The sequence below is a fragment of the Galbitalea sp. SE-J8 genome (assembly GCF_030345695.1).
Classification (GTDB): domain Bacteria; phylum Actinomycetota; class Actinomycetes; order Actinomycetales; family Microbacteriaceae; genus JAUASV01.
Map to the genome: position 1 here is coordinate 93,657 of NZ_JAUASV010000008.1, position 18,637 is coordinate 112,293.

Consider the following 18,637-nt stretch of genomic DNA (forward strand, 5'->3'; position numbering starts at 1 on the left):
GTCTTGTCAGTAAGTAAATCAACCACCATCCGCCATCCGCGGTCCACCCGCCCGTCCGGTCCGATTCGGGAGACCCGATCCGCGCGCCGCGGATCGACCGTCGCGAACCGGAGCCGTCGAGGCGGCGACGGCGCCCGCGTAGACTCATGCCGTTTTCCGCCCGCCGCACGGCCCGCCCGCCCGCCGCTGCAGCCCCTCCACCCGCCGACCCAGGGATGGCCGCTCATGAGCACCACGAGACGACAGCCGCGATCGCGTCCCGAGACGCTCGCGCGTCGTCGCGAGATCCTGCAGGCCGCGATGGAGATCTTCGGCAGCAAGGGCTACAAGAACGGGCCGCTCGCCGAGATCGCCGAGCAGGTCGACATGACCCACGCGGGCGTGCTGCACCACTTCGGCTCGAAGGACGCACTGTTGCTCGAGGTGCTGACCTACCGCGACGAGACCGACGTGCAGGACCTCATCGACCAGCACATCCCGGGCGGCATCGAGCTCTTCCGGCACCTCGTGCGCACCGCGTTCGCGAACGCCCAGCGCGCGGGCATCGTGCAGGCCTACGCCGTGCTCTCGGGCGAATCGGTCACCGACGGCCACCCGGCCCGCGCCTACTTCGAGAACCGCTACCGCCAGCTGCGCGCCGACGTCGCGGCCGCGTTCGCCGAGGTGTGCGCGGAGCGCGGCGTGACCGAGACCGCGCTCATCGCGCACGGCTCGGCGAGCATCCTCGCGGTCATGGACGGCCTGCAGGTGCAGTGGCTGCTCGACCCGACCGCGGTCGACCTCGGCGCGGCGAGCGAGTTCGCGATCGAGGCGATCGTCTCGGCCGTGCTCGCGCCGCGGCCGTCGCCGCTGGCCTGACCCCGCCCCGCCCCGCCCCCATTTCCCCGTGTGAGGACGATCTGCGCGCGTGAGGACGACGCGGACCGTCCTCACGCGCGCAGATCGTCCTCACACGGGCCACGACCGTGCCGGCGGATGCGGTCTGCTCGAAATTACTTACTGTCCAGTAAGAAAGTCGGCTACAGTGCGGCCACGGCGTCTCGACGATGAGGCGTCGTCGATCCATGTTCGAAGGAGAACTCGTGCATCGAGACGCACGTCGCCCGGCCGCCCGGTCGCGAGCGATCGCAGTATCCGCCGCGGCCGTCGCCGCAGCTCTCGTCGGCTCGGGGATGTCCCCGGCCCTCGCCGCCGATCCGGAACCGGACTTCGGCCCCAACGTCGTGATCTTCACCCCCGACCAGTCGGTCGACGACATCAACGCCGCGCTCGCCGCCGCCTCGAACGAGAGCGAGTTCAGCATGAACCGGCACGCATTCCTGTTCTCGCCCGGCGTCTACGGCAGTGCCGCGGGCGCCGCCGATCCGTCCACCGCGACGGGCATCATCAACGCGCAGGTCGGCTACTACACGCAGATCGCCGGTCTCGGCTCGTCGCCCGACGACGTCGTCATCAACGGCGCGATCCACGCCGAGGGCCGTCCGCCTGCGACGTCGTGCCCCTGGGACGGCGGCGGCGAGGCCGACACCGCGCTCACCAACTTCTGGCGCTCGATGAGCAACCTCGCCATCAACCCGATCCAGCGCCCGGTCCCCGGGGACACCGGCGTCGCGGGCGTCTGCTATCCGAGCGAGTCGGACCCCGACGGCATCATGGAGCCCGAGGGCACGACCGACCCGAACACCCTGCGCTGGGCCGTCTCCCAAGCCTCGCCCCTGCGCCGCGTGCACGTCGCCGGCAGCCTCACCCTCATGCCGCGCTTCGGCGGATACTCGAGCGGCGGCTACCTCGGCGACTCGGTGGTCGACGACGCGCTCACCTTCGGCTCGCAGCAGCAGTGGTTCACGCGCGACAGCAGCATCGGCTCGTCGGACAACGGCGTGTGGAACGAGGTGTTCTCCGGCGTCGAGGGCGCTCGCGCCACCGACTTCGGACAGCCCGTCACAGGCGGCACCGGCCGGATCACCACGGTCGGCTCCACCGACGTGAGCCGTTCGGCACCGTTCCTCACCGTCGACGGCACGGGCGCGTACTCGGTGTTCGCGCCGGCGTTGCGCACCGGCGCGCGCGGTGCCGACTGGAGTGCTGACGGCCGCAGCATCCCGATCGACGAGTTCTACCTCGCGCACCCGGGCGACACCGCGGCGACCATCAACCACGCGCTCGCCATCGGCAAGAACCTGCTCGTCACGCCGGGCGTGTACTCCCTCGACGCGCCGATCCGCGTGACCGAGCCGAACACGGTCGTGCTCGGCCTCGGCATGGCCACCCTCGTGCCGACCGCCGGCACCTCGGCCATCACGGTCGACGACGTCTCGGGGGTGCAGCTGTCCGGTCTCACGATCGACGCCGGAGCGGTGACCTCGCCGAACCTCGTGCAGATCGGCGAGGTGGGTTCCGCGGCGTCGCACGCCACGAATCCGACGACGCTCACCGACATGTTCGTGCGCATCGGCGGACCGCACGCCGGGCGCGCGAGTGTGAGCTTCGAGATCAACAGCGACCACGTCATCCTCGACGACATCTGGGCCTGGCGCGCCGACCACGGCACGGGCGTCGGCTGGGCGCAGAACACCGCCGACACCGGCGTCGTGGTCAACGGCGACGACGTCACGGCCCTCGGGCTGTTCGTCGAGCACTACCAGAAGAACCAGGTGATCTGGAACGGCGAACGCGGCCGCACCGTGTTCTACCAGAGCGAGATCCCCTACGACGTTCCCGACCAGGCGAGCTGGAACGACGGCGACCGCGCAGGCTACGCGTCGTACCGGGTGGCCGACTCGGTCACCGATCACCGGGCCATCGGCCTCGGCGTCTACTCGTTCTTCAACGAGGGCGTGGACATCTTCGCCGAGAGCGGTGTGCAGGCTCCCGTCTCGAGGAGGGTGCGGTTCCAGTCGATCAGCTCGGTCCTGCTCAACGGCGACGGCGGCATCCGTCACATCGTCAACGACCAGGGCGCGGCGGCGACGGTCTCCGGCGCGGCCCAGCAGCTCATCGCCTACGCCCCGGTGGACACGACGGCGCCGACCGCGACGATCACCGCGTCGAAGCCCGCGCCCGACGGCCCGAACGGCTGGTACCGGGGCGTCACCGTCACGCCCGGCGCGACGGACGACTTCCGGCCCGCCCCCTCGGTGCGCTACCGCCTCGACGGCGGCGCCTGGACGGCCTCCTCCGCTCCCATCGTGCTCTCCGACGGCGAGCACACGCTCGACGTGCGGGCGACCGACGACTCGGGCAACGACTCGGCGATCGTGTCCTGGTCGGGCCGGGTCGACGGCACCGCGCCGCAGGTCACGGCGTCCGTGAGCGGCGCGAACACCGCATCCGCCGCCGTGTCGGTGAGCGCGACCGACGCCACCTCCGGTCTCGCCTCGATCGAATACGCCGTCGGCTCGGGCGCGTGGACCGCGTACAGCGGGCCCGTCGCCGTGCCCGCGGGCAGTGCCGTCGTGAGCTTCCGGGCGACGGATGCCGCGGGCAACGTGTCGTCGGTCGGCAGCGCCGCGGCGACGGGCGTCACGATCACGCCGTCGCCGGTCGCGGTCAGCGGCACCCCGAAGGTCGGTTCGACGCTCACGGCCCGCACCGGCTCCTGGGGCACCGCGACCGTGACGCTCGCCTACCAGTGGCTCCGCGGCGGGAAGCCGATCGCGGGCGCCGTCGGCGCGAGCTACCGGCTGAAGGCCGCCGACGCCGGACGATCGATCTCCGTGCGCGTGACCGGCACTGCCGCGGGGCTGCCCGCCGCGTCCGTCGTGAGCCCGGCGGTGACGCTGCTCAAGGCGCTGCCCAGGACGCCGAAGCCGAAGATCGCGGGCACCGCGAAGGTCGGCAAGAAGCTCACGGTGAAGACCGGAAGCTGGGGCGCGAAGGTGACGCTGAGCTACCGCTGGTACCGCAACGGCGTCGCCATCGCGAAGGCCACCCGCGCGGGCTACACCCTCACGAAGGCCGACCGCCACCGGAAGCTCACGGTCACCGTGACCGGCAAACGGCTGGGGTACGCCACGGCGTCGAGGACGAGCGCGTCGAAGCGGGTGAGGTAGCCCCGCCCGCCCGCCCCCATTTCCGCGTGTGAGGACGATCTGCGCGCGTGAGGACGACGCGGACCGTCCTCATGCGCGCAGATCGTCCTCACGTGGGCCACGGGCCGCCGGCGCGACGGGAGACCTCGCGCCGGCGGCATCCGTCGTCCGCGGGCGTGGTCTGAAACATCCGCGTCACGCGCCGGTGCGACGATGGCGGCATGGCGATCATCCTCAGCGGCAACCAGTACGGCAAAGGCGAGAACCGGGTCGTGCGCATCTACCGCGACACCCCGCGGCACGAGATCCGCGACCTCAACGTGACCACGGCGCTGCGCGGACCGTTCGACCCCGCCTACCTCGAGGGCGACCAGTCGATGGTGCTGCCGACCGACACGCAGAAGAACACCGCCTACATCTACGCGAAGACGGTCGGCATCGACTCGCCGGAGGCCTACGGACTCGCGCTCGCCCGGCACTTCGTGCACGACGTCGAGCCCGTCGAGGGCGCCCGCATCGAGATCGAGGAGTACGCCTGGGAGCGCGCGATCGTCGACGGCTCCGAGCACGATCACACCTTCCTGCGCAAGGGCCAGGAGGTGCGCACCGCCGCGATCACCGTCGACGCGACGGGCGAGTACGTCATCGGGGGCCTCAAGGACCTCGTGCTGCTCAAGTCCACGGGCAGCGAGTTCCACGACTTCCTCGTCGACGAGTACACGACGCTCCAGCCGACGGACGACCGCGTGATGGCGACCTCGCTCATCGCGAAGTGGCGCTTCGGCACGGTCGACGTGGACTGGGAGGCGGTCTACCCGATCGTCAAGCGCGAGCTCGTGAAGCAGTTCGCGACGCTCCAGTCGCTCGCGCTGCAGCAGACGCTGTTCCACATGGGCACCGCGGTGCTCGAGGCGGTGCCGGAGATCGTCGAGATCCGGTTCCAGGCGCCCAACAAGCACCACTTCGACTACAACCTCGGCCGCTGGGGCATCGACAGCGTCAACGAGGTGTTCCACGCCGACGACCGCCCGTACGGACTCATCGAGGCGACCGTGTCGCGCGACGACGCCCCGGATGCCGGCGCGGCCTGGACGCCCTCGCTCGGAGCGGCGTGATGACGACGGATGCCGCCGCATCCGCTGCGGACGGCGCACGCCCGGCAGCGACCGGCTCAGCCGACGAGCGGGACGCGCGCTGGCTCGCCCGCGCCATCGAGCTCGCGGTCGAGAACGTCGCGCAGGGCGGCGGCCCGTTCGGCGCGGTCATCGTGAAGGACGGCGTGCTCGTCGCCGAGGGCCAGAACCGCGTCACGCCGAACCTCGACCCGACCGCGCACGCGGAGGTCATGGCGATCCGCGCCGCGTGCCAGGCGATCGGCGACTTCTCGCTCGCGGGCTACACGCTCTACACGTCGTGCGAGCCGTGCCCGCTGTGCATGGCGGCGTCGCTCTGGGCCCGCCTGGACCGCGTGGTGTACGCCGCCGACCGGCACGACGCCGCGGTCGGCGGCTTCGACGACCGCGCGTTCTACGACCTGTTCGCCGCCCCGCGCGAGACCTGGCACCTGCCGATCGAGGGCGTGCGGCCCGCCAATGCCGCGGCCCCGTTCGAGGCCTGGAACGCGCACGGCGCCCGCACCGACTACTGAGGGCCGCTCCCGGAGCGGGTCGGGGGGCGCGGCGAGTCCGCCCCCGGATCCTTCGGCGAACCGTGGTCTCGAGACGCGACGCTCCCTTCGGTCGCGGCGCTCCTCGACCAGCGAAAGAGGCAGCGGTCTCGCGAAGGTCGCGGCGCTCCTCGACCAGCGAAGGAGGCAGCGGTCTCGAGACGCGACGCTCCCTTCGGGCATGAGCCCGAGCGGCGCCTCGGCGGAGCCCGAGCGGCGGCTCAGCGGATCGCGAGCGGCGGCTCAGCGGATCGCGAGCGGGCCGCGTTCGAGGCCCGAGTACGCGACCTGCTGCCGGACGCTCTCCCGCGCGAGCTGTCGTGCGAACTGCACGCGACGGGCGATGCGGCGCGCCTCGGCGCGCTCGAACTCCAGGAGCGCGAGGTACTCGAAGTCGTCCGGCGAGGCGAACGTCGTGAGGTCGTGGGTCATCAGTTCACCCCCTCGGGGTCGAATCCGAACACGCCGCGCGGGTCGACGGCCGCGCGCACCGCGTCGAGACGAGCCCGGGTCTCCGGGTCCCACGCGCCCCGGTAGTCGGCGGCGACGTTCGCCGAACCGAGGAAGTTCGGCAGCGAACGCGGGGAGCGCCACGGGGTGAGCGCCGCGAGCACGCCGCGGATGATGCCCGGCAGCACCGGGAACAGCTCGGGAACCGGCGCGCCGATGACGAACACGCTGTACGCGGCGTCGCGTCCGGGAACGGCGTTCGGATGCCGCGGCTCGCGACCGAGCGCACCGCCGAGCCGGCGCAGCTCGACCATCACGAGCGGCACGTCCGCCTGCGGGCCGGCGGCCGCGAGCAGAGCGTCCACGGCATCCGCGTCGAGGTCCGAGAGCAGCGCTCCGCCCTCGACGATCGGCATGGGCTCGGTCGGGTCCTGGTGCACCATCGCGATCTGCGCGTAGGGCAGCTCGGTGACCGCGTCGATGAGGCGCGGGCCGACGGCGCGCAGCGGGGCGACGATGCGCTCGGCGGCGTCCGCGTCATCCGTCACGATGGCGACGCGCACGTGCACGACGGTCTGTCCGCGCAGCGGCTCGGGCAGGTGCGGCAGCGGCGGCAGGCGCAGCACGGCGACGGATGTCGTGACCGAGTCCGACACGGTCGCCGACCACTCCGCCCAGGTCTGCAGCACGGCGCGGGCCTGCGAGGCGGGGAAGAACAGCCCGCCCGCGAACACCGTCGCGAGCGGCACGAGGTCGAGCACGACCTCGGTCACGATGCCGAGTCCGTGCTTGCCGCCGCGGAGCGCCCAGAACAGCTCCGGATCGGTCGTGGGGTCGGCGCGCACGATGTCGCCCGTGCCGGTCACGACCTCGAGCTCGCGCACGTGGTCGGCCGCGAAGCCGTAGCTGCGGGCGACCGGCCCGACGCCGCCGCCGAGCAGGTAGCCGACGACGCCGACGAGGGGTGACGAGCCGCACAGCGGCGCGAGCCCGTGCGGGGTCGCGGCGTCGAGCACCGCCTGCCACTGCGTGCCGGCGCCGACGCGCGCCGTGCGCTGCCCCGGGTCGACCGTGACGCTCGCGAGGCCGGTCGTGGTGATCAGGATGCCGCCGTCGACGACGCGCTGGATGCCGTGGCCGAGGCCGAGCACCGTGACGGACAGGTCGAGCTCGCCCGCAACCCGCACGGCGTGGGCGATGTCGGCGGCGCTCGACGCGGCGACGACGAGGTCGGGGCGGTGCGCGACACGCAGGTTGAAGCCGGCGATCGCGGCCGGGTATCCGGCGTCGCCGGGGACGAGCAGCGACGCGACGCCGAGCGCGCGGAGGCGGTCGTGGGCGACGGCGCCGGTCGTGGTGTCGGGGAAGACGGGGGAGGACATGAGGTTCGCTTTCTCGATACGGGTGCGGGTCTTGCACAATGGGTGCACGGTTCGTGCGGAACAGTTCTCCCAGGGGCGCCTTCCACCGCCCTTTCACGGGCGAGCGCCCGGCCGATCGATCCGTGCAAGGTGCGTGAAAGGGGGCTGCGTGGCCGACACCGATGTCGTGCCGCTCGACGTGCGCCTGCTCGGCCCGGTCGAGGTCGGCGGCGTCCCCGTGCAGTCCGGCCGGGTGGCCGCACTGCTCGCCGTGCTCGCCCTCGGCGACGGACTCGTCGTGAGCGCCGACCGGCTGCTCGACGAGCTGTGGCCCCACGAGCCGCCTGCCACGGGCCTCGGCGCGGTCTACGTGCTCGTCTCCCGGCTGCGCAAGGCGCTCGGCGCGGGCGCCGCAGCGGTCGTCGCCCGCGCGCCCGGCTACCTGCTCGCGGGCGCACGCACGGACGCCTCCCGCTTCGAGGCGCTCGTCGCGACCGCCGAGACGGATGCCGCGGACGCCCGCTGGATCGCCGCGGTCGGCAGCGCCCGGGCCGCGCTCGCGCTGTGGCGCGGCTCCCCGTTCGAGGGCGCCGCGGACACCCCGCTCCTCGACCGCGAGGCCGAGCGCCTCACCCGGATGCACCGTCGGGCGCGATCCCTGCGCGCCGCGGCCCTGCTCGGCATCGGCCGGGTCGTGGAGGCCGCGGAGGCGGCGCGGGAGCTCGTCGACGAGCAGCCGCTCGACGAGGCATCCGTGCTCGTGCTGGCCCGCGCGCTCGCCGCCGCGCGACGCCGGGACGAGGCGCTCGCCGCTCTCGACGACGCGCGTCGGGCCGTGCGACACGAGCTCGGCCTCGACCCGGGCCCGGACCTGCAGGCGCTGCGCTCCGAGCTCATCGCGCTCGACGACCCGGCGCTCGAGCACCCGGCGCCGATCGGCCGCGACGGCGAGGTGGCCCTCGTGCGCGCTGCGATCGCCCAGCTCGGCCGCGCGGTCGTGCTGGAGGGCGAGCCCGGCATCGGCAAGACGCGGGTCGCCGAGTACGCGGCCGACCTCGCGCGGGATCGCGGCATCCGCGTGGTCTGGGCCCGCGCGAGCGACGGCCCGGGCACGCCGCCGCTCTGGGTGTGGGAGCTCGCGCTCGCCGACCTGTCCCGCGCACACGACGCCGAGCCGCGCGCGGGCGCCGCGATCATCCGCTCGCTCGCGGGCGACGCCGACGACGCGACGCGGCGCTTCCGGCTGCACGAGGCGATCGTCGCGGCCGTGCTCGAGGCGACCCGGCGCGAGCCGCTCCTGCTCGTCGTCGACGACCTGCAGTGGGCCGACGAGGGCGCGCTGGAGACGCTCGCGCTGCTCGTGCAGAACATCCGTGCACGGCGCATCGCGGTCATCGTGACCGTGCGCACCGGACACGCGCGGCGGGCCTCGATCGACTCGCTGCTCGCCGGAATGGCGCGGGAGGATGTCGTCGACCGCCGCCTGCTGCTGCCCCTCGGCCTCGACGCGGTGAGCGCGATCGCGGCCGAGTCGGGCGCGGGCGAGCGCGACGCGGCCGAGCTGCTGGAGCGCTCCGGCGGCAACCCGTTCTACCTCGCCGAACTCATCGCCGCCGCGGGCGACGGCGTGCCCGCGACCGTCACCGACCTCGTCGGCCAGCGCCTCGCGGCGATGCCAGCCGTCACGACGACGCTGCTGCGCGCCGCGGCCACGGATGCGCGCGCCGTCGACGTCGCGGTCATCGCGGCGGCGTCCGGGCTCACCGCGGTCGACGCGGCCGCCGCCCTGCAGCCGGCGCTCGACGAGGGCATCCTGCGCGCGGACGCCGCGGCGCTGTTCTTCGCGCACGACCTCGTGCGGGACGCGATCGTGGCATCCGTGCCGTTCGGCGACCGGCCACGGCTGCACGCCGACCTCGCGGCCGCGATCCGCCGGGTGCACGCCGAGCACCTCGACCCGCACCGCGAGCGGCTCGCCGACCACCTGTTCGAGGCGGCCGCCGGCGAACCCTCCGACGAGGCGTTCGGCGCGTGCATGGACGCGGCGGATGCGGCGATCGCGCGACTCGCGTTCGCGGCGGCCGCCGTGCACCGCGGCCGTGCCCTCGCCTGCCTGCGCCCGGGCGAGGAGCTGCGGCGCCGGCGCTGGAAGGTGACCATGCGGCTCGCGTCCGAGCGCCGGTCGTCGGGCGACGTCGAGGGCGCGCTGACCGCGGTGAAGCAGGCGCTCGCGCTCGCCCGGCGCATCGGCGACGACGAGCTCGTGCGCCGCACGATCAGCCTGCTGGGCAGCGTCGCGCTGTGGAACTGGCGGCACTACGGCGACGTCGACCCGGAGACGATCGGCGAGATCCGGGGCTTCCTCGCCGGCGAGCTGTCCGATGCCCAGCGCGCCCGGCTGCTGGGCACGCTCGCCGTCGAGCTGTTCTTCACGGGCGATGCCGACCAGTGCCTCGAGGTCTCCGCGAGGGCGGTCGAGCTCGCGCGCGGCACGGGAGATCCCGCGCTGCTCTCCCGCACGCTCAACAACCGCATGGTCGCGTCGTTCTTCCCCGGCCACGAGCCCGAGCGCCTCGAGGCCGCGGAGCAGACCCTCGCCGTGCCGGGGCTGCCGCCGCACGAGGAGACGATCGCGCTCATCCAGCGCGCCTACCTCTCGCTGCGGCACGGCGACGTGGAGCGCTGCGACGAGGACATCGCGCGCGCCTGGTGGATCGCGCCGCGCCTGGGCTACCCGGAGCTGACCGCGCAGGTGCACTCCGTGCGCGCCGCGATGGCGATCGTGCGCGGCGACCTCGACGCCGCCACGGACCTCGGCGAGCGTGCGGCGGCGGAGTTCCGCCGAACGACGCTGTGGGGCACCGAGATCACCTGGCTCACGCAGAGCCTGCAGATCGCGCGGCTCACCGGACGCGTCGACACGATGGTCGGCGCGCTCGTGGACCGCGCCGAGCGGGACTCGCAGCACCTGCTGCGGTGGGCGGCGGCATCCGCCCTCGCCGAGTCCGGGGACGAGCGCGGCGCGCGAGCGGCGATCGCGCGCTGGGGGCTCTCCGTCGCGTTCCCGCAGCGGCACTGGGCGAGCGAGTGGGAGTGGGTCTCGGCCGCCGAGGTCGCCCTGGCCCTCGACCTGCCGTTTCACGCGCGCATCGACGAGCTGCTCGCCAGCCAGCGCGACGCGATCTCGATCCTCGGCACCGGAACGGTCGTGCTCGGACCGACCGCCGCGCTCACGTCGCGGCTCGCGGCGGCGCTCGGCGACCCGGTGCGCGCGGACGCGGATGCGGCGGTCGCCGCCGCCCTGACGGCGCGCGTCGCGGCGGGCCTCGGCGTCGCCCCGCTCTGGACCCTGCGCTAGGAGCCGGGCGCGAACACGAGCGCGGCGACCCGCTCGACGGCCCAGTCGCGGTAGCGCTCCTGGGTCCAGCCGTGGTCGTCGACGAAGTGGGCATAGGTCTCGGGCGCGAGCGCGAGCTCGGCCTCGACCGCGACGCGCTCGCCGTCGGGGATAACGACGCCCTTGCCGCGCAGCACGTCGACGAACGCCCGGAAGTCGCGGTGCCGGCGCTCGAGCAGGCCGTGGAGGATCTCCTGCACGCCCTCGTCGGAGGCCGCCGCGCCGCGGAACGCCCACCACAGCGCGCGCACCCGTCCGGTGGCCGCGACCGTCTCGGCGTTCATCGCGGCGAGCATCTCCCGCGGGTCCTCGATGCCGATGAGTCGCGCGACGTGCGTGTCGCCCCGCGTGATGTCGCGGGTCTCGACGCCCACGAAGGTGCGCTCGAACGCGCCGAGCAGCAGGTCGCGTTTGGCCCCGGTCGCCTGCACGGTGTCGACCGAGACGCCGGCCCGCCGGGCGATCGCGGCGAGCGACGTGCCCTGGTATCCGGTCTCGGTGAAGCACTCCGCCGCGGCGTCGAGCACGCGGGCGCGCGTCGCGGCCGCGTGCTCCTCGCGCAGGGCCGACCGGTAGGGCCGCTTGTCGTCGGTGCTCATCGGTCCGCTCCGGATTCCATGTTGACCAGTATGCCATACGGGTGAATACTGTGGCGTGCGCTCCAATGGCGACGCGCCCTCGACATCCGTTCCCATCGTTAGGAAGACCCCATGCCCACCGCCCGCACCATCCTCATCGCGAGCACGCCCGTGCACGCGCACATCGCGCCGCTCGGCCAGGTCGCTCGCGCCCTGACGGATGCCGGCCACCGCGTGCTGTTCCTCACCGGAGCGAAGTTCGCCGACACCGTGCGCGCCGCCGGCGCCGAGTTCCTGCCGCTGCCCGCCGGGGCCGACTTCGACGACGAGCGCATCGACGAGCTGCACCCCGGCCGTGTCGGGCTCGTCGGCCCGAAGGCGTTCATGTTCGACGTGCGGAACCTGTTCCTGCCGCCCGTGCCGGCACAGCTCGCCGCGCTCGACGCCGCGATCGCCGAGCACGACGTGGACGTCGTCGCGAACGAGATCCTGTTCCTCGGCGCGACCGCGTACGCCCGGCGTCCGCGCGCCGAGCGCGTGCCGGTCGTCTCGCTCGGCATCTTCCCGCTGTACGCCGACGACCCGGATGTCGCGCCCGCCGGGCTCGGTGTCGCACCGAGGCCGGGGGTCGGCGGCCGCATCCGCAACGCGGTCCTGCGCGTCATCGCGCAGCGGATCGTGTTCGGCGCCCTGCAGCGGGACGTCGACGCCGCGATGCGCGCGGTCGGCGTCGACGGCACCGGCACGTTCTTCATGAACGCGTCATCGACCGCCGACGCGATCGCGCAGTTCACCGTGCCGGGCTTCGAGTACCCCCGCCCGACACTGAGCCGCAGCGTGCGCTTCCTCGGGCCGGTCGCGACCGCCCGCAGCGTCGCGCCGTCGACCGCCGGTCTGCCCGAGTGGTGGGGCGACCTCGACGGCAAGACCGTCGTGCACGTCACCCAGGGCACCGTCGCGACCGCGAGCTTCGGCGACCTCGTCATCCCGACCGTGCAGGCGCTCGCCGACCGGGACGACGTGATCGTGGTCGCCTCGACCGGACGCCGCGACATCCGCCTCGTCACCGACGCGCTCGAGCCGGTGCCCGCGAACCTGCGCATCACCGAGTTCCTGCCCTACGACCGGCTGTTGCCGCGCGTCGACGTGATGGTGACGAACGGCGGGTACGGCGGCGTGCACTACGCGCTCGAGCAGGGTGTGCCGCTCGTCGTCGCCGGGCAGACCGAGGACAAGGTCGAGGTGAGCGCCCGCATCGCCTGGTCCGGCGTCGGGGTGAACCTCAGGACGCAGGTCGCGACGCCCGAGCGGGTGCGCGTCGCCGTGGACGAGGTGCTGACGGATGCCTCCTACCGCTCGAACGCGCAGCGCATCGCCCGCGAGATCGCCGTCTTCCCGGGCGCGCCCGGCATCGTGCCGCTCGTCGAGGAGCTCGCGGCTGGCCGCGTGCGCGCCTGACGCGCGGCGCCGCGGCTCCGCTGCTCCGCTGCTCCGCTGGCCGAGGAGCGCGCGAGCACAGCGAGCCCCATCGCGGAACCCCTTCCCGCGATCACGGAAATGCAGGAGCATCCGAGCATCACCGCAGAGACGCTCGCGTGATACCGGGGCTGGGCTCGCGCGCGCCGCGCTGCGCTCCTGCATTTCCGTGATGTCGGCGCTCGACCGTGTCGGCGCTCGACCGTGCCGCGCCGCGCGTATCGGCGCTCGACCCCGCCGCGCCGTATCGGCGCTCGACCGTGCCGGGCCGCGCGGTGCCGGGCCGTTCGCTGCGCCGCGCCGCGCCGCGCGGTGCCGGGCCGCGCGGTGCCGGGCCGCGCGGTGCCGGGCCGTTCGCTGCGCTCGGGCGCTCCTCGACCAGCGGGGCGTGACGCCGGCACCGCTCCTCCGGGCGCGCCGCCCAGCGGCGCCCCACCGCGGAACCCCCTCCCGCGATCACGGAAATGCCGGAGCATCCGAGCATCACCGCAGAGACGCTCGCGTGATACCGGGGCTGGGCGCGCGCGCGCCGCGCTGCGCTCCTGCATTTCCGTGATGTCGGCGCTCGAGACCACCACGGATCGTTCCGGCGGGCGTGTGGTTTCGAGACGCGTCCTCGCTGCGCTCGGGCGCTCCTCGACCAGCGGGGTGTGACGCCGGCACCGCTCCTCCGGGCGTGCCGCCCTGCGCGGCCCCAGCGCGGAAACCCGTCCCTGGATCACGGAAATGCAGGAGCACCCGAGCCTCACCGCAGAGACGCTCGCGTGATACCGGGGCTGGGCGCGCGTGCGCCGCGCCGCGCTCCTGCATTTCCGTGATGTCGGCGCTCGACCGTGCCGCGCCGCGCGCATCGGCGCTCGACCGCGCCGCGCCGCGCGGTGCCGGGCCGTTCGCTGCGCCACGTCTCGAAGCCGCGCCTCGAACCCACGCCTCGAAGCCACCCCTCGAAGCCACCCCGAGACAGGCACCGAGACAGGCACCGAGACAGGCACCGAACCCACCCCGAGACAGGCATCGAGACGGGCATCGAGACGGGCACCGAGTCAGGCTTCGAGACGGCGCCGGCGCGCCTCCTCAGCCATCGGCACCTCGCTGGCTACGAGCCGCGGTACGTGGAGTACGCGAACGGGCTGAGCAGCAGCGGCACGTGGTAATGCTCCGGTCCTCTCACGCGGAAGTCGATGGCCACGTACGGGTGGAAGTGCGGCGTGTCCCCGAAGTACCCGTCCGTGTCGAACACCACGCGGTACACGCCGGGTTCGAGCCGATCGGGACCGAACTGCGCGACGCGACCGTCGGCATCCGTCACGCCCTGGGCGAGCGACCGTCCGGCGTCGTCGACGAGCACGACCGCGACTCCCGCCGCGGGGCGACCGGATGCGGCATCGAGCACGTGCGTCGTGACGTGACTCATGCCGTCGCTCCGCTCGCGACGGCCTCGGCGAGCGAGCTCTCGAGCCGCAGCAGCGCGATCTCGACGAGCTGCTCCCCCACGATCGGCAGCTCGTCGGCGGGGTCGAGGGCGAGGCGGCGTTCGAGCTCGGCGAGGATCTCGGCGCGGCTGCGTCCGGCCGCTCGGATGATGAACACGCGTCCGAAGCGCTCCTCGTAGACACGGTTGCCGGCGGCGATCGCGGCGTTGACGATCGCGTCGTCGGCGTCCGCGGCGGAGGCCTGCTCACGGCGGCTGAACTGGGCGGACGCGCCCGCACCGGTGGGCTTCTCGCCGATCCGCGGATGGTGCGCGACGGCCTCGTCGATCTCGGACTCGGTCAGCGGCGCTGCGCTGCGGGCCGCGAGGAGCGCGGCGTCGAGCGAGGGGTACTCCCCCTCGACATCGGCGACCCAGCGCTCGACGGCGAGCGCGACGCGCGCCCGCTCCGGGGTGATCGCGATCGGGTCTGGGCTCACGTGATTCACTCTAGACGTGCGCTTCTCGGGCCTCATCCTCGCGGCCGGCGCGGGCACGCGCGCGGGCGGTCCGAAGGCGCTGCGCCCCGGTGTGCTCGCCCGTACGGTCGCCCTGCTGCGCGAGAGCGGATGCCGCGACGTCATCGTCGTGCTCGGCGCCTCCGCCGACGCGGCCCGCCCGCTCGTGCCCGCCGGCGCCCGGATCGTCGTCGCCGACGACTGGTCGGAGGGACTGGCGGCGTCCCTGCGCGCGGGCCTGCGCGCCGCGGCCGCGAGTGCTCCGCATTGGGACCACTCGGTCGACCAGATCGATAGCTCGAGACCGCTCGCCGCGAGCGATGCCCTCACCGCCGAGAACGCCGGCCCCACCGCCGAGAACACGGACCTCACCGCCGAGAACGCCGGCCCGAGCGACGCCACCGTCGTCACCCTCGTCGACTACCCGGACATGCCGCACACCGTCATCGAGCGCGCCATCGCGGCGGCGGCGCGCGAGCGGATGCCGAGGGCCGCTCTCGTGCAGGCCGTCTACGGCGGGCGGCCCGGGCATCCGGTCGTCATCGGGGCCGACCACCGACTCCCGATCGCAGACACGGTGAGCGGCGACCGCGGCGCGAAGCGCTACCTCGAGGCGAACGGCGCCGAGCGCGTCGAATGCGGCGACCTCTGGCACGGCCGCGACGACGACGGCCCGCCAGCATCATGATCGATCGGCTTCCCCTGATCCGCACGGATGCCGGTCCCGAGTAACGCGGACCCCACCGACCGCAGCCCCCACCGACCCCACGCCCCACCGACCACACGCCCACCGACCACACGCCCCACCGACCACACGCCCACCGACCACACATCCCACCGGAAGCCCACCCCGCCGATCACACACCCCGCGGACCACGGAAATGCAGGAGCCCCGCCCTGCTCGCTTCGACGAAGCCCTGTGATTCTGCGGATGCCCGCCCGGGTGAAGCCCACGCGATCCTGCATTTCCGTGAACGCAGCGCCGCGCACCCGCGAACCCAGCGCTGTGCACACCCCCGAACGCGGCACGCCGCACACCCCGAACCCAGCGCCGCGCACCCCGCGGACCACGGAAATGCAGGAGCCCCGCCCTGCTCGCTTCGACAAAGCCCTGTGATTCTGCGGATGCCCGCCCGGGTGAAGCCCACGCGATCCTGCATTTCCGTGAACGCAGCGCCGCGCACCCCCGAACCCAGCACCCCACACACCCCCGAACCCAGCGCCGCACACCCCGCCGACCACGGAAATGCAGGAGCCCCGCCCTGCTCACTGCAATGAAGCCCTGTGATTCTGCGGATGCCCGCCCGGGTGAAGCCCACGCGATCCTGCATTTCCGTGAACGCAGCGCCGCGCACCCCCGAACCCAGCACCGCGCACAACCCCGAACGCAGCACCCCGCGCACCCGCGAACCCAGCACCCCGCACACCCCGAACGCAGCGCCGCGCACAACCCCGAACGCCACGCCCCGCACACCCCGAACACCACGCCCCGCACACCCCGAACGCCACGCCCCGAAAGCTGCGGCCCGGGCCGACGCGCGCTCAGACTCCTTCGAGCTCGTCGATCTCCCGGTACACGGCGTTGATCGCCGCGATGCGCCGTCCGCCGTCGCGGAGGTTCTCCGCGAGCACGTGCGAGGCGAGCAGCCCGATGATCGACGCGGGCGCGGCGTACGAGTCGAACGCCGAGACGGTGTCGAGCGGGCACTCGATGTGGTGCTCGGCGAGGCGGGCGTACTTGCGCCCGGACGGGTCGGTGAACAGCACAAGCGACGCGGGACTGTCGGCGATCGCCGCGACGAGCCGACCGAAGGGCTCGGGCCGGCGACGGAACCCGATGAGGCACACGACGTCGGACTCCTGCAGTCCCGGGATCTCCTCGCCGACGCTCTGCCCGGGCGGCGGCAGGATCTCGACCGCGGGCCGCGCCTGCACGAGCTGCTGCCGCAGGTGCAGCGCCATCGGGTAGCTGTTGCGGAACCCCATCACGAGCACTCGCCCGGCGCGCGCGATCGTCCGCGCGGGCGCCACGACGTCGATGCCGATGAGCGCGGCGCGCAGGTTCGCGACCTCCTGCTCCAGGTGGCTCGCATGCGGCGTGGTCGCTTCGCTCGGGATGGGGGTGCCCACGGCGCGCAGGGACCGCACGTGCTCGCGCAGGTCCTCCGAGCTCTCGAAGCCCAGGCGGCGGTACAACCGCGACACGGTGGCCTTCGACACCCCCGAGAGTCGAGCGACCTCGGTCGCGTTGTACACCGCGAGGTCCGCCAGGTGCACGCGCATGAAGTCGGCGGCGCGCTGCTCCTGCGGCGTGAGGTCGAGGTATGCGGCGTCGATCCGCTGCGCGAGGCTCAGCTGCGATCGGGTCGTGCCGTCGCCGTCCCCGCCCGCGTCCGGCTCGGCGCCCACGCGGTCCGACGCGGCGCCCGCGGCCCCCGGCACCCCGGGCCCCCCAGCGCCGGGCACCCCCGGCGCCCCGACGCCCGGCACCCCGGTCGCCCCGGTCACGATGCCGCGCCCGCGCCCTCGTGCTCGGCCGCGAGCGCGCGCACCGCGACCTCGAGCGCATCGAGCCCCGCGGCCACGTCATCCGTGCGTACGGACTCGTCGGGGCTGTGGCTGATGCCTCCCGCGCAGCGCACGAACAGCATCCCGACGTCCGTGAGCGCCGCGACGGCCATCGCGTCGTGGCCGGCGATGCTGTACAGGAAGCGCGGGTCGTCGTCGCCGGTCGCGCGGATGCCGGCCTCGAACGCGCGCTGCAGGTGCGGCGCGCAGTGCGTCGCGGATGCCGCGTGGGTCTCTCGCACGTCGACGGCGAGTCCGCGCGCGGCCGCGATCCGGTCGATCTCCTCCCGGATGACGGCGAGCGTCGCGTCGCGCGACCCGTCCTCGGCGTCACGGATGTCGAGGCTGAACTCGGTGACGCCCGGGATGACGTTGACGGCATCCGGTTCGACGCGGATGTGGCCGACCGTCACGGGCGAGTCGCGCTCCCTGCCGATGCGCTCGATCGCGACGATCGCCTCGGACGCGCCGACGAGCGAGTCGCGACGCAGCGCCCACGGCGTCGCGCAGTGCCGGGCGTCGCCGGTGAGCGTGAAGATCATCCGGCGGGCGCCCGCGATCGAGGTGACGACCGCGAGGCGCCGGTCCTCCTGCTCGAGGATCGGACCCTGCTCGATGTGCACCTCGAGGTAGCCGACCACCTGGTGAGGCTCGCGGGCCGCCTCGCCGATCGCGTCGGGGTCGAGGCCGAACTCGGTCGCCGCGGCGCGCAGCGCGAGGCCGGTCGCGTCGACGAGCTCGTCGGCCCAGGCCGGCTGCCAGGATCCGGCGAGCGCGAACGAGCCGAGCAGGGTGCGGCCGTAGCGCGTGCCCTCCTCGTCGCCGAACGCGACGACCTCGACCGCGAACGGCAGCTCGCCCGCGGTCAGCCGTGCGACCGCGGCGATCGCGGTGAGCACGCCCAGGATGCCGTCGTAGCGCCCCGCGCCGGGCACCGAGTCGAGGTGCGAGCCGAGGATGAGCGCGGGCAGGCCCGGCTCGCGGCCCTCGAGCCGTCCGCACTGGTTGCCGGCGGCATCCTGCCAGGTCTCCATGCCGGCCGCACGCATCCAGCCGGCCGCGATCGTGTTCACGGCGGCGTGCTCGCGCGTCAGGTACTGCCGGTCGATGCCGGTCGCGCTGCGCGAGTGGGTCGCGAGCTCGTCGGCCGCGGCCATGATCCAGTCGGCGTCGAACGCCGG

General features: G+C 73.8%; 15 protein-coding genes. 8 read left to right on the forward strand and 7 right to left on the reverse strand.

Going from position 1 to position 18,637, the window contains the following annotated elements; translation table 11 throughout:
* Positions 1–225 precede the first annotated feature (225 nt).
* From QT381_RS07480 to QT381_RS07495, 4 genes are all read left to right on the forward strand, one after another.
* Positions 226–858 carry a TetR/AcrR family transcriptional regulator gene (locus QT381_RS07480; RefSeq protein WP_289248223.1) on the forward strand — a complete coding sequence of 211 codons (633 nt, stop codon included), beginning with the start codon at positions 226–228 and terminating at the stop codon, positions 856–858.
* A 314-nt stretch (positions 859–1,172) separates the two neighbouring features.
* Positions 1,173–4,052, forward strand: coding sequence for a pectate lyase-like domain-containing protein (locus QT381_RS07485; protein ID WP_289248224.1), 2,880 nt, complete (start codon positions 1,173–1,175; stop codon positions 4,050–4,052).
* A 200-nt stretch (positions 4,053–4,252) separates the two neighbouring features.
* On the forward strand, positions 4,253–5,146 hold the full coding sequence (pucL, locus tag QT381_RS07490) for a factor-independent urate hydroxylase (RefSeq protein ID WP_289248225.1): 894 nt from the start codon (positions 4,253–4,255) through the stop codon (positions 5,144–5,146).
* Positions 5,146–5,679: a nucleoside deaminase gene (locus tag QT381_RS07495; protein ID WP_289248226.1), complete on the forward strand. Its 534-nt coding sequence runs from the start codon at positions 5,146–5,148 to the stop codon at positions 5,677–5,679. Before pucL ends, QT381_RS07495 begins: the two co-directional genes overlap by 1 nt.
* Positions 5,680–5,940: 261 nt before the next feature.
* Here QT381_RS07495 and QT381_RS07500 read toward each other — a convergent pair whose 3' ends face one another.
* Both QT381_RS07500 and QT381_RS07505 read right to left on the reverse strand, forming a co-directional pair.
* The gene (locus tag QT381_RS07500) at positions 5,941–6,129 is read right to left on the reverse strand and encodes a hypothetical protein (RefSeq protein ID WP_289248227.1); all 189 of its coding nucleotides are present in this window, start codon (positions 6,127–6,129) and stop codon (positions 5,941–5,943) included.
* Positions 6,129–7,529, reverse strand: a complete 1,401-nt coding sequence (locus QT381_RS07505) for an FAD-binding oxidoreductase (RefSeq protein ID WP_289248229.1) — start codon at positions 7,527–7,529, stop codon at positions 6,129–6,131. Before QT381_RS07505 ends, QT381_RS07500 begins: the two co-directional genes overlap by 1 nt.
* Before the next feature lie 148 nt (positions 7,530–7,677).
* Between QT381_RS07505 and QT381_RS07510 the strand changes: the two genes are divergently transcribed.
* Positions 7,678–10,866, forward strand: coding sequence for an ATP-binding protein (locus QT381_RS07510; protein ID WP_289248230.1), 3,189 nt, complete (start codon positions 7,678–7,680; stop codon positions 10,864–10,866).
* Here QT381_RS07510 and QT381_RS07515 read toward each other — a convergent pair.
* Entirely contained in the window at positions 10,863–11,504 is a 642-nt protein-coding gene (locus tag QT381_RS07515) for a TetR/AcrR family transcriptional regulator (protein ID WP_289248232.1), read from the reverse strand. The genes QT381_RS07510 and QT381_RS07515 overlap by 4 nt on opposite strands.
* Positions 11,505–11,615: 111 nt before the next feature.
* Here QT381_RS07515 and QT381_RS07520 point away from each other — a divergent pair, with 111 nt between their 5' ends.
* Positions 11,616–12,941 carry a glycosyltransferase gene (locus tag QT381_RS07520; RefSeq protein WP_289248233.1) on the forward strand — a complete coding sequence of 442 codons (1,326 nt, stop codon included), beginning with the start codon at positions 11,616–11,618 and terminating at the stop codon, positions 12,939–12,941.
* A 206-nt stretch (positions 12,942–13,147) separates the two neighbouring features.
* The gene (locus tag QT381_RS07525; protein WP_289248234.1) at positions 13,148–13,351 is read left to right on the forward strand and encodes a hypothetical protein; all 204 of its coding nucleotides are present in this window, start codon (positions 13,148–13,150) and stop codon (positions 13,349–13,351) included.
* Between the two features lie 704 nt (positions 13,352–14,055).
* On the opposite strand, the gene uraH is transcribed toward QT381_RS07525, so the two are convergent.
* Both uraH and QT381_RS07535 read right to left on the reverse strand, forming a co-directional pair.
* Entirely contained in the window at positions 14,056–14,373 is a 318-nt protein-coding gene (gene uraH / locus QT381_RS07530; RefSeq protein WP_289248235.1) for a hydroxyisourate hydrolase, read from the reverse strand.
* Positions 14,370–14,870, reverse strand: a complete 501-nt coding sequence (locus tag QT381_RS07535; protein ID WP_289248236.1) for a 2-oxo-4-hydroxy-4-carboxy-5-ureidoimidazoline decarboxylase — start codon at positions 14,868–14,870, stop codon at positions 14,370–14,372. Before QT381_RS07535 ends, uraH begins: the two co-directional genes overlap by 4 nt.
* A gap of 16 nt (positions 14,871–14,886) precedes the next feature.
* Here QT381_RS07535 and QT381_RS07540 point away from each other — a divergent pair, with 16 nt between their 5' ends.
* On the forward strand, positions 14,887–15,576 hold the full coding sequence (locus tag QT381_RS07540; RefSeq protein WP_289248237.1) for a nucleotidyltransferase family protein: 690 nt from the start codon (positions 14,887–14,889) through the stop codon (positions 15,574–15,576).
* 854 nt (positions 15,577–16,430) lie between these two features.
* Here the strand turns inward: QT381_RS07540 and QT381_RS07545 are convergent.
* Both QT381_RS07545 and QT381_RS07550 read right to left on the reverse strand, forming a co-directional pair.
* Positions 16,431–17,396 (reverse strand): MurR/RpiR family transcriptional regulator, encoded by a 966-nt coding sequence (locus tag QT381_RS07545; RefSeq protein WP_289248239.1) that lies wholly within the window; start codon positions 17,394–17,396, stop codon positions 16,431–16,433.
* Complete coding sequence (locus QT381_RS07550) at positions 17,393–18,613, reverse strand: allantoate amidohydrolase (RefSeq protein ID WP_289248240.1); 1,221 nt, start codon at positions 18,611–18,613, stop codon at positions 17,393–17,395. Before QT381_RS07550 ends, QT381_RS07545 begins: the two co-directional genes overlap by 4 nt.
* Positions 18,614–18,637 lie beyond the last annotated feature (24 nt).

What these genes read in the sequence shown, in the direction of transcription:
- QT381_RS07480 (WP_289248223.1), top strand. Translation starts at nt 226, where the DNA reads ATGAGCACCACGAGACGACAGCCGCGATCGCGTCCCGAGACGCTCGCG.
- QT381_RS07485 (WP_289248224.1), top strand. Translation starts at nt 1,173, where the DNA reads ATGTCCCCGGCCCTCGCCGCCGATCCGGAACCGGACTTCGGCCCCAAC.
- pucL (WP_289248225.1), top strand. Translation starts at nt 4,253, where the DNA reads ATGGCGATCATCCTCAGCGGCAACCAGTACGGCAAAGGCGAGAACCGG.
- QT381_RS07495 (WP_289248226.1), top strand. Translation starts at nt 5,146, where the DNA reads ATGACGACGGATGCCGCCGCATCCGCTGCGGACGGCGCACGCCCGGCA.
- QT381_RS07500 (WP_289248227.1), bottom strand. Translation starts at nt 6,129, where the DNA reads ATGACCCACGACCTCACGACGTTCGCCTCGCCGGACGACTTCGAGTAC.
- QT381_RS07505 (WP_289248229.1), bottom strand. Translation starts at nt 7,529, where the DNA reads ATGTCCTCCCCCGTCTTCCCCGACACCACGACCGGCGCCGTCGCCCAC.
- QT381_RS07515 (WP_289248232.1), bottom strand. Translation starts at nt 11,504, where the DNA reads ATGAGCACCGACGACAAGCGGCCCTACCGGTCGGCCCTGCGCGAGGAG.
- QT381_RS07520 (WP_289248233.1), top strand. Translation starts at nt 11,616, where the DNA reads ATGCCCACCGCCCGCACCATCCTCATCGCGAGCACGCCCGTGCACGCG.
- uraH (WP_289248235.1), bottom strand. Translation starts at nt 14,373, where the DNA reads ATGAGTCACGTCACGACGCACGTGCTCGATGCCGCATCCGGTCGCCCC.
- QT381_RS07550 (WP_289248240.1), bottom strand. Translation starts at nt 18,613, where the DNA reads ATGGCCGCGGCCGACGAGCTCGCGACCCACTCGCGCAGCGCGACCGGC.